Annotated in this window: 14 protein-coding genes; 9 read left to right on the plus strand and 5 right to left on the minus strand. The window is 54.7% G+C overall.

The window, feature by feature from the left end; genetic code table 11:
• Positions 1 to 5: 5 nt before the first annotated feature.
• From VJ369_RS15070 to VJ369_RS15080, 3 genes are all read left to right on the plus strand, one after another.
• Entirely contained in the window at positions 6 to 2,120 is a 2,115-nt protein-coding gene (locus VJ369_RS15070; protein ID WP_324092862.1) for a 3-hydroxyacyl-CoA dehydrogenase NAD-binding domain-containing protein, read from the plus strand.
• A 155-nt stretch (positions 2,121 to 2,275) separates the two neighbouring features.
• The gene (locus VJ369_RS15075; RefSeq protein ID WP_324092863.1) at positions 2,276 to 2,743 is read left to right on the plus strand and encodes a Rieske (2Fe-2S) protein; all 468 of its coding nucleotides are present in this window, start codon (positions 2,276 to 2,278) and stop codon (positions 2,741 to 2,743) included.
• A gap of 72 nt (positions 2,744 to 2,815) precedes the next feature.
• The gene (locus tag VJ369_RS15080; RefSeq protein WP_324092864.1) at positions 2,816 to 3,292 is read left to right on the plus strand and encodes a Rieske (2Fe-2S) protein; all 477 of its coding nucleotides are present in this window, start codon (positions 2,816 to 2,818) and stop codon (positions 3,290 to 3,292) included.
• 205 nt (positions 3,293 to 3,497) lie between these two features.
• Here the strand turns inward: VJ369_RS15080 and VJ369_RS15085 are convergent, their stop codons facing one another.
• The 5 genes from VJ369_RS15085 to VJ369_RS19210 form a co-directional block, all read right to left on the minus strand.
• Positions 3,498 to 3,728, minus strand: coding sequence for a hypothetical protein (locus tag VJ369_RS15085; protein ID WP_324092865.1), 231 nt, complete (start codon positions 3,726 to 3,728; stop codon positions 3,498 to 3,500).
• Between the two features lie 814 nt (positions 3,729 to 4,542).
• Positions 4,543 to 5,322, minus strand: a complete 780-nt coding sequence (locus VJ369_RS15090; protein WP_324092866.1) for a hypothetical protein — start codon at positions 5,320 to 5,322, stop codon at positions 4,543 to 4,545.
• 433 nt (positions 5,323 to 5,755) lie between these two features.
• Positions 5,756 to 6,001 carry a hypothetical protein gene (locus VJ369_RS15095; RefSeq protein WP_324092867.1) on the minus strand — a complete coding sequence of 82 codons (246 nt, stop codon included), beginning with the start codon at positions 5,999 to 6,001 and terminating at the stop codon, positions 5,756 to 5,758.
• Positions 6,002 to 6,321: 320 nt separating this feature from the next.
• Positions 6,322 to 6,516, minus strand: coding sequence for an RNA polymerase sigma factor (locus VJ369_RS19205; protein WP_414652668.1), 195 nt, complete (start codon positions 6,514 to 6,516; stop codon positions 6,322 to 6,324).
• A gap of 71 nt (positions 6,517 to 6,587) precedes the next feature.
• Positions 6,588 to 6,797: an RNA polymerase sigma factor gene (locus VJ369_RS19210; RefSeq protein ID WP_414652666.1), complete on the minus strand. Its 210-nt coding sequence runs from the start codon at positions 6,795 to 6,797 to the stop codon at positions 6,588 to 6,590.
• Between the two features lie 176 nt (positions 6,798 to 6,973).
• Here VJ369_RS19210 and VJ369_RS15105 point away from each other — a divergent pair, with 176 nt between their 5' ends.
• Genes VJ369_RS15105 through VJ369_RS15130 form a run of 6 tightly spaced genes read left to right on the plus strand, consistent with a single transcriptional unit; the run spans position 6,974 to position 9,432 of the window.
• Positions 6,974 to 7,483, plus strand: a complete 510-nt coding sequence (locus VJ369_RS15105) for an Asp23/Gls24 family envelope stress response protein (RefSeq protein ID WP_324092869.1) — start codon at positions 6,974 to 6,976, stop codon at positions 7,481 to 7,483.
• A 37-nt stretch (positions 7,484 to 7,520) separates the two neighbouring features.
• The gene (locus VJ369_RS15110) at positions 7,521 to 7,697 is read left to right on the plus strand and encodes a hypothetical protein (protein ID WP_324092870.1); all 177 of its coding nucleotides are present in this window, start codon (positions 7,521 to 7,523) and stop codon (positions 7,695 to 7,697) included.
• Positions 7,698 to 7,702: 5 nt separating this feature from the next.
• Entirely contained in the window at positions 7,703 to 8,074 is a 372-nt protein-coding gene (locus VJ369_RS15115; RefSeq protein ID WP_324092871.1) for an Asp23/Gls24 family envelope stress response protein, read from the plus strand.
• The gene (locus VJ369_RS15120) at positions 8,071 to 8,622 is read left to right on the plus strand and encodes a DUF6286 domain-containing protein (protein ID WP_324092872.1); all 552 of its coding nucleotides are present in this window, start codon (positions 8,071 to 8,073) and stop codon (positions 8,620 to 8,622) included. Before VJ369_RS15115 ends, VJ369_RS15120 begins: the two co-directional genes overlap by 4 nt.
• 2 nt (positions 8,623 to 8,624) lie before the next feature.
• Positions 8,625 to 9,212 carry a hypothetical protein gene (locus tag VJ369_RS15125; RefSeq protein WP_324092873.1) on the plus strand — a complete coding sequence of 196 codons (588 nt, stop codon included), beginning with the start codon at positions 8,625 to 8,627 and terminating at the stop codon, positions 9,210 to 9,212.
• 31 nt (positions 9,213 to 9,243) lie between these two features.
• Positions 9,244 to 9,432, plus strand: coding sequence for a CsbD family protein (locus VJ369_RS15130; RefSeq protein ID WP_324092874.1), 189 nt, complete (start codon positions 9,244 to 9,246; stop codon positions 9,430 to 9,432).
• The last annotated feature ends 210 nt before the right edge of the window (positions 9,433 to 9,642 follow it).

A 9,642-nucleotide genomic window follows, 5' to 3' on the forward strand; every position in this document is an offset into this window, starting at 1 on the left:
AGAACATGACACAGGATTATTCGGCGGTCACCGAACTCATGCACGACGAAACCGTGACTCACTCCTTCACCAAGGATGTGCAGCTGCCAGATGGCAAAACCTTGGTGCTGCTCACCTTGGATAACGGTCTGGATCATAAAAAGCCCACCACGCTGGGCCCAAGCGGACTGATCGAACTGCGTGCGGAACTTGAAAAGCAGGCGGCGCGCGCCAAAGCAGGAGAAATTCACGGTCTCGCAATCACCGGAAAGCCATATTTCTTGATCGCCGGCGCGGATCTGTCCGCGGTCACCCGCCTCTCCGCGCCTGAACATGCAACCGCCATGGCTACGCTGGGACACCGCGCCTACGACCTGCTGGCGGACCTGGGCGTCCCCACCTTTGCCTTTATCAACGGGCTCGCCCTGGGCGGTGGACTGGAGATCGCGTTGGCCTGTAACTACCGTACGGTCAGCACGACCGCCGGTGCACTGGGACTACCAGAGGCCTTCCTTGGCCTCATCCCAGGTTGGGCCGGCGTCTACCGCTTGCCACGGCTTATCGGTCCGGAAAATGCGCTGAAGGTGATGGTGGAGAACCCACTAAGCAACAACCGCACGCTCTCCGGTCCGGCAGCTCACAAGCTCGGCGTCGCCGACGCCTTATTCGAGCCAGCGGACTTCATCGAAAATTCGGTCAAGTTTGCGGGCTCGATACTGAGCGGTGAACGTGAAGTACGCCGCGAAAATTCGGTGGATCCTAGCGACCCAGAGGTGGCGCGCCGCTGGATGGACGCCGCAGATAGCGCAGAGAAATTCGTTGATGCGAAGCTTTCCGGCGCGACTCCCGCCCCGTACAAGGTGCTCGAGGTGTTCCGCAAGGGCATGACGCTCACCCAAGCGCAGTCCGCCGAACTAGAAATCGCTGCGCTGACCGAACTGATGGCCACCCACGAGTTCAAGAACACCGTGTACGCGTTCCTTGACCTCGTGCAAAAGCGTGGCAAACGTCCCGCCGGGGCACCTAGTGCCAAGCTTGCTCGTCCGGTCACGAAGGTGGGCGTGGTTGGTGCCGGTTTGATGGCAAGCCAGCTGGCTCTGCTCTTCGTACGCCGACTGAACGTGCCGGTGATCATCACCGACCTTGATCAGTCCCGCGTAGACAAGGGTCTTGCCTACATTCACGGTGAAATCGACAAACTCCATGCCAAGGGTCGGATGAGCCAGGACGCGGTCAACCGCACTAAGGCTCTGGTGAGTGGTTCGGCGACCAAGGAAGCGTTCGCGGACGCGGACTTTGTTATCGAGGCCGTCTTTGAAGAGCTCAATGTCAAGAAGCAGGTGTTTGCCGAGGTTGAAGCGGTGGTATCTGCCGAATGCATCTTGGCCACCAACACCTCCTCACTGTCCGTCACCGAGATGGGCAAGGATTTGGCCCATCCTGAGCGCCTCGTTGGGTTCCACTTCTTCAACCCCGTGGCTGTGATGCCATTGCTGGAAATCGCAGCAACCCAGTGGACTAGCGAATCAACGGTGGCCACCGCCTTTGCCTTGGGTAAAAACCTCCGCAAAACTACCGTGCGCACCAAGGACGCCGCAGCATTTGTGGTCAACCGCGTGCTACTACGTTTGATGAGTGAAGTTCAGGCAGCATTCGATGAGGGCACCGACGCGCTCACTGCAGATACTGCGCTGCGTCCCATGGGACTTCCAATGACCCCATTCACCTTGCTGTCGATGGTTGGCCTGCCCGTGGCACAACACGTCAATGAGTCGCTCAATGCATCCTTCGGAGAGCGTTTTGCGGTCTCCGAGAATCTGGGCAAATTGATCGATGCAAAGATCACCACCTTGTGGACGAAGGATGAATCCGGTGCCCAGATACTAAACCCCGAGCTGGAGGGGTTGCTGAGCTTTGGCGATAAGCCTTCTACTAAGGAGCAGATTCTGGCCCGAGTGCAGGACGCCTTGGCGGAAGAAATCGGTTTGCTGCTTGCCGAAGGCGTTGTGGCCGAAGCTGCCGACGTTGATCTGTGCATGATCACCGGTGCCGGTTGGCCAATGCATCTAGGCGGGATCACCCCGTACCTCGATCAGGTTGGAGCCTCGGACCGAGTCAATGGGAAGAAGTTCAACTCCTAATCTGCCGTTCTACAAAGAACCCCGTGAGACTATTATTCATTTGGTGAATGACAGCCACACGGGGTTCTTTGTTTTTTCGCGGATCAGCCTGTGACTTGCTTCGCAGAGGGGCTGCAGCTTAGCTTTGCCACAGGTTAATCTGAGAGACTCTAGCTATGACCGATATTGCTCGCCCCGCCCGCCGTACCGTAATGTGCGCTTCCGCACTTCTAGGCTCCAGCGCATTACTCACCGCCTGCGGCAACGGAGAATCCGCCGCTCCTAACCCCACACCGGGACAGGTACCACAATCAACCGGCGAAGCGCAGACAGTACTACCTTTAGCCGACCTTCCAGAGAAGGCTCGGGCACAGGTTGTTGCCAAAGACCCAGCTACGGGCGAAGAAATCGGCGTATTGCTCTTCCGCAAGGACGCAAAAACCGTGCTGGCCTATTCGAGCATCTGCACCCACCAAGGATGTGCGGTGACCCCGAAGTCTTCCAAGAACGATTTTTACTGTGCCTGCCACGGTTCACGCTTTAGCCCCGCAGACGGTTCGGCGACCGCTGGACCAGCAATCGAAGCTCTGCCTCGCTATGCATGCGAGATCAAGGGCAAGGACATCGTCGTATACTTGGGCTAGACCTGACGACGACGAGGAATAAATACTTCGCGTTCTAGTGTTTTTTGCCTCCGTCTCTGCCACACTTAGCCCATGAATTCTCCTTCGAAGCCCACTCGCCGCACACTTCTAGGCGCTGCCGGTGCCACCGGTCTTGGTGTGGCGCTCACCGCTTGCATCCCTAGCTCCTCCCCCGATTCATCGGAACCAGCCAGTGCGGCATCCAGTCCCGACGGGGACGGTCAAAAGGTATTGCCTAGCGATCAGCTAGCGGAATTGGGAAAGGCCGAGGTCACCGTACGCGGGCCTGCCAGCGGCAAGGACCTTGGCGTATTGCTCTATCGACCAGATGCAAGCACGGTTTTGGCTTACTCAAATATCTGTAGCCATCAGGGATGCGCAGTGGGCACAGAAACTCCCGAAGCGAATTTTTATTGCGCTTGCCACGGCTCACGTTATAACTATGAAGACGGCAGCGTGCTCGCAGGACCTGCGCTGCGAGGGCTTACTCGCTACGCAGCGAGCATCAAAGGAAAAGACATCGTGGTTTATCCACCGCTAGATGGCTGAGTAAGAGTTCATTAGATACCTTACGCAGGGAAAATCACCAGCATTGCGGTCTGAGAAAGTTCTGCCCGAAAACTTACACTAAGGCGTTCGCAACCTGTTGAAAGGGTTCATGGGCAGTTGATTTTCTAAGTGATTGCAGGCCGCGGGAATCAGCGGATTCGCCGACCAGACATTCGCAGAGGACCTTGAACGCTTTGTCGACTAGTCAGTGGCTGGTCGCCACTGGGAACGCACAACCACTCACGCTGCGTTCAATCACAACTATTGCCTGTTTCGTAGTGGCATCGTCGAACACCGCATTGTCGAGCAAGACCTGTGCGTGTGCGTTGAGCTGTATTTGTCGAGCGCTAAGTTCGGATTTGAGGTCATGTCGGGAAAGCCCGCCAACCGTAACTTCGTGTGAACCGTCGTTGGGACGAGTGCCTAAAATATTCATCTATTCAGCCTATAGCGGGCGATTCACACATAGCGTTCCTGCTGCGGGCAGACTCTGGGCGGTTTCCATTGGCAAGTTGCAGCCCAGTGGTTACCTGGCTGCACGCTCCTTTATCATACGATTTTTCCGTTTTCTGAAGCGATCCCTTATTGTTGACTTTTCATTGCAGCCTTATCCCGTGATACTTTTCGTCAAGACGAAGCGAATGAGACACATGAGCATTCAACTAGCGTGATTTCACAGTTGAACGGGTGACCGCTACTGCTTAGCTGTTCCAAACGCGTAAGTGCGCTGCAGGGATTGATGTGACTTGTCTTGGAGCTTTTGCAGGCGGTCCCATAGGGCCTGTAATACTAGGAGTTCTAATGGCTCTCTTGAGTTGCGGCTAGGAGAATATTCAATGAATAAAAGTTCTATTTCGCCCGTTATTGCTTGGGTAGTTTCTGCGCTCTTTCTTCTTATCGGGATCTGGCAGATTAGTACTAATGCGTTTTGGCCAGGTGTCGTGCTCGTTGCTTTAGCCGTAATTTGGGCCATAGTCGCCCTGCGACAATCCCGGAAGACAAACGCATAAGCTAGAGATGCACTAGTTAACAGCTAATAGATTCTGGGTTGTCATACAGTCTCAGTGTTTGGGCACTAGCAGCACATCATGCGAGTCGTTCAGCTGGAGCTTCCCAGCTGAACGTCTGTGGCAGGTCGTCTTCTAGCGGCGCACACGTCCAATAAATGCCCGATGTTATTTCAATATCGAAACAACACCGGGCATTTTTGAAGGTGTCGTATATGAAAATCAGACCTCGAACAATAGCTATTATTTGGTTATTGACTTAGTGGTTGAGGCGGTGGCCCAGGTTGCCTGTGGGATAGCCACGCGGTAAGTTTTTTTCTTCGAGTCCTTCAGCTTGATGGAAGCTTTGCCACTCTTCAACTTTACCGACTTGATAGTCTTCCATGTCTTGCCTGACTTGACTTGGATTTTTGCTGTCGGATTGTACTGCGCGTAGCGGTACTTTTCAGGTGCGTAGACGCTCGCGGTAGTGGTTAGGGTGAGGTTCTTCCCGGATCGTTTAGCTGCAAGCGTGCTTTGGGTTTTACCCCGCAGATAAATGGTTTTACCTGTTGCGTCCCAGTAATCGCTGAACCCGTACGATAAATAGCCGTCCCGGTCTACGTATTCGTAGTCCACAGCAACGTCTGTGGGGCCGATCTTGTAAGCGCCGAGCCCGTCGAATGACGGGCAGAGCTGTACATAATCAGTCGTGGTGTCCATAAAAAAGGCTGAAGCGACTTCTCCGCCGCCCCTGCTCACTGAAGTGCTGAGCCAAAACCCAACGTTCTTCAATCCGGAGTAGCTTTTTTTAATTTTGGCTGTGACCTTTATCTGTCGGCAGTTGCTATTAGAGATCACTTGATTCGTTGCGGTAAAACCGGTGACGTCGATTGGTTTCTTGGCAGCCTGAGCCGGAGCGCCGGATAGGAGTAGGCTGCCGGCTAGTGCCAAAGCTGTGAAGGAGCCAGTGATTTTTTTCGCGAGATATTCCCCATGAGATGTCCTTAGACGTGATGCGCGGCTACCCCATTTGATTGCCACTTATTGATCATAAGGATTTTTGCGGGTTTTTAGAAGCCAATATGGAGCATAAGTGTAGATCTTCGTGGTGATTTTTCTGTCTGAATAAAGTCAGGACAAGCTACGAAATTCGTTTAGATAGGCATTCGATACAACAGATTGCGCTCGTGCCCTAAACCGGGGCGATATCAAATCTATCTTTCCGCCATTCTTCACCAAGCAGTCGGTAAGCCGTCACATCCGGCGTTGTCAACGAAGAAATAAACTATCCATCATCTTGTGTCGCCATGGCGCTGCCGTTCCACTCGACTCGTTCGCGATCAAACACTCTGGAAAGCCCTCGGTGTAGCGCCGCGAAATTTTCGGTCTCTGTGCAGGAATTATCACTGGTGGGCAGTGAATGTGAATTCCCGCACGGCTCTTCCTCGGGAGATTGACCGCTTGGCCCGTGGCTTTAAGCGCCAATCTGGGAGTAACCGAGAATTTGTCCGTGGACGTCCTCAACAGTGACCTCCACTGTCAGGTGTTCGGCGAGCAGCTCGGCTCCCAGTCCCGTCTGCACATATTCGAGAATTTCCTGCTCGATCCGTTGGACGGTAGCTTCGGTGAGCATGCTGACCGTGCAACGAACCAGCCAGTCAACGTGAGGTATTTTCGCGTCCGTTGCTTTGACCTCGGTGTAGTTCAACTGCGCAGTCACGTAGCGGGCGAATTGCTCTCTGATCCGGCCGATGAGTTCACTCGAGGGGATCCGGACGATCTGTCCGGTCTGTCATGAGGTAGCATCCCATGTTCGCTGCATGGGACGGAGCTTAGAAATTCTGCTGAGAACGTTAAGAGGCAGCTCAGAGTCCTCTGTTGATCTGTCTTCACCTTTGAGCTGGTCTAAGATACTGCTCGTCTGGTCCTTGAGCCGGCGGCGTTCTTGATGGCACCACCTGCATTCAATTTCATGCAGATCAGGTGCATCATCGAGCTTGTGGAGTATGTGGTCAGTGGTGCGTCCGCAGGGGAGGGTTTTCATGACACCGCCTCAATGAATGCCTTGCGTGCCCGGGCGACCCGGCCGCGAAGAGTGGATTCTGATGTGTTGGCGATAATGGCGGCCTGCTGATAGGTCAGTTCCTCGATGGTAACCAACACGAAGGCCTGCCTCAAGGTTGATGGGAGCGAAGCGACGATGTCCCACGCTCTGTCGACCTCGCTTCGCTGCACAGCCAGATAATCCGGCGAAAGGTTCTCAGGTGCTGGAGTCTCGGCGAACTGCTCGGTCGCGACTCCCTGGATCAGACTTGAGGCGAACGAACGCGGTCCAGACAGGCATTCCTCGCGATTCTGAAAGGGCAGGTCTTGAAAGCGCCGTCCTGTTTGAGCATGCGCCTGCTTTTCCACGCTTTGATCCATGCTTCTCGGGCCGCGTCGTTTGCGACCTGCCAATTGTCAAAAAGGGTACGACAGCGTCTTCTGAGCCCCGAAGTTAGTTCGGCGATCAGCACGCCGAAGGCCTTCTGATCGCTTTCTCGGGATGGGCTGATGATGGTCAGTAGCTCTCATGTGCCCACCGAGCCACTAGTGTGATCTAGATCACTTAAATTATGCGTGAGGATTTGAGTCCGGGCCTCGTCTGTATGAGTGTAAGCAAAAAATTCCCCTCGATATAGGAGCGAAGAACATGGCACAGCCACAGTCGAATGACAAGATCATCAAGCCAACCGGCGAGGAATTGGAACGCCAAGCCAAGCGCCACGAAAGCCAAGATGCTCACGAAGAGCATCTCACTGGTCCACTTCACACCGAGCTGGGCAAAACAACCATCGAGGACCGCGTGGTTCAGAAAATTGCCAGTATTGCAGCTCGAGAAGTACCAGGCGTATACGCGATGGGCAACGCAGCCCGGCGCACCTTCAACTCGCTGGCAGAACGCATCCCGGGAGCCTCGGCAAACACCTCCGGCGGAGTGAGCGTGGAAAAGGGCGAACAGCAGACCGCGATCGACGTTTCCATCGTCGTCTCTTACGGCTACTCCATTGTTGAGGTGTCCAGCGATATTCGCTCCAACATCGTCTCCCAGGTGGAACGAGCCACCGGACTGGAGGTCATTGAGGTGAATGTTGATGTCACCGACGTTCACCTGCCAGAAGACGATGATGACGACGTCGAACACCGCGAAGACCTCAAGTAGACCGCAACACCGCCGGTGACCAACGAAAGGAACACCCATGAACCAACTCAGGTGGGGACTGGCCGTAGGGCTAGTGGCCGGACTGCTCATCGCATTCGGCTCATTCACCCAATTCATAGTCGTAGCATTTTTCGTGATCATCGGCGGTGTGGTCGGCTGGTTCCTGCAGACCCGCGTCGACTGGGAGCGTGTGTTCATTAGCCGCCGGAGGTGAACCTGATGACCGCTGAAAACACCTCTCACGGGACAACAACCGTGGACACTCAGGTTTACACCAAGATTGCCGCCCAAGCCGCCTCTAAGATCCCGGGGGTCGGGGCTAGCTCTGGAGGGTTACTGCACCTGGGCAAGCCGCGCGGCATTGCAGGAAAGCCTGACGCCACTGTTGAAGTCCTGGGGAACACCGTGGCAGTCGACCTGAAGGTCGGTATTCGATACCCGTTGAACCTGCGGCAAACCTGTGATGCGATTCGTCAACAGGTGATTGATGAGCTTATGAAGTACTTGGGGGTCTCATCAGTTCAAGTTGATATCGACATTGCTTGGCTTCACGCAGGTTCAGCCAGTTCCAAAGAGAGGATTTTACGATGAGGAGGTTTTGGCATGTCCGCAGTGCCCGGACTGCAACGTTGTTGACCGCTTCTCTCGTGCTGCTTTGCGTCTCAGTGACCTCTCTGGTGGTGTGTCTTATCCGAGTGGCTAGTGGCTCTTGGCCTAGCTGGGCCGCAGGATTTCTGGATTCAGCTAAAGGCACTGTTTGGGCTGATCACAGGGTGCTTGGTGGCGCGGTTGTCGTGGCAATCTTAGGACTACTTCTTTTGATGGCCGCATTGATCCCAGGGCAGCGTAGGACGGCGTTGCTGAACTGGGATTCATCAGACGCGCACGAAGAATGGGTGATCGAGAACCGTGGACTAGCACATCTCGCCCGGTATGAAGCGCAACGTACAGACGGAGTGGAAAGCGCCTCTCCAGTGCTCCGTGGCAGGAAGATGCAAATCAGCCTCTCTACTCCGGTGCATGAAGCAAGCGATATTTCAAAGTCAGTACAGAAGAACGTTCAGGATGCTTTAGCCGTGATCCCTCTGGTGCAGGGCATTAGCGTCAGCCCCAAAATCAACTCCCGAGGAGGGCAGTAGATTTGTGGAAAGCAAATAGTCTGCGGCAAAGGGTTATTCTCACGCTGCTCGGACTCCTCCTTCTTGCCGGTGGCGGCGCGGTTGCCTGGACGAGTTGGGCTGCGAACAACTCCGGCGGACCGGTGCAGCCCCTGTTGCGTGATTTCCTTCCTGTTCAAATGCCGGAGCTGGCCATGTATGCGGCCGCGATATTTGCGCTGATCTCAGTTCTGACCGTGTGGGCAATTTTGTCGGCTCTTCCGCAAAAGCCTGGCAAGCGTACTTTCGTCTATCAGTCTGAGGCTGGCAACGGTGTGAGCCGTATTGATTCAGGAACCATCTCCCAAGCCGCACAGGATGCGGCCGAAAAATCCCCGGAGATCAGCAGCGCAGAGATTCGTATCAGCGGAAGCGTTCAAAACCCGGTGCTTTTTGCCCGCTACACCTTGCGCGTCGAAGCCCTGCCATTGGATGGCATGAATCTGATCCGGGAGATCCTAATCCCGCAGATGGAGCAGGCCCTCGGTGCTCAGTTTGCTCAAAAACACGTCAGCATTGATTTTCGGCCAAAGAAATCAGGACCTGCCAACAAGGCGACCCTGACCGCATGATTTTCATAATCACAAATCGAAAGGACCCATCATGGGACTCGGAGACAAGATCAAGAACAAAGCCCAAGAAGTATCAGGCAAGGCCAAAGAAAACCTCGGCGAAGCCACCAATAATAAGGATCTGCAGGCCGAAGGTATCAAGGACCAGACAGCAGCCAAGGCCAAGCAGTCCGTGGAGCAAGTGAAGGACGCGGCCAAGGACGTCAGAAGGCAGCTATAACCCTCCGCCTTGCCTCATGTCAATATGCTCGCGAAAATTAACCCCATGCCTCAACTAAATTGCTCGCCAAACTCAGTATTAGTTCCATTGTTACGGAACTTAGAGCGGGCAATCAGCTGTCCCTGAATCTCCGCGATCCGTCTGGTGATGGCCGCCGGATTCAAAGAATAGTTGATCGCCGCGAGCTCTGCCGCATGCGCTTCATCCATG

Source organism: Glutamicibacter sp., from assembly GCF_035257265.1.
Lineage (GTDB): Bacteria > Actinomycetota > Actinomycetes > Actinomycetales > Micrococcaceae > Glutamicibacter.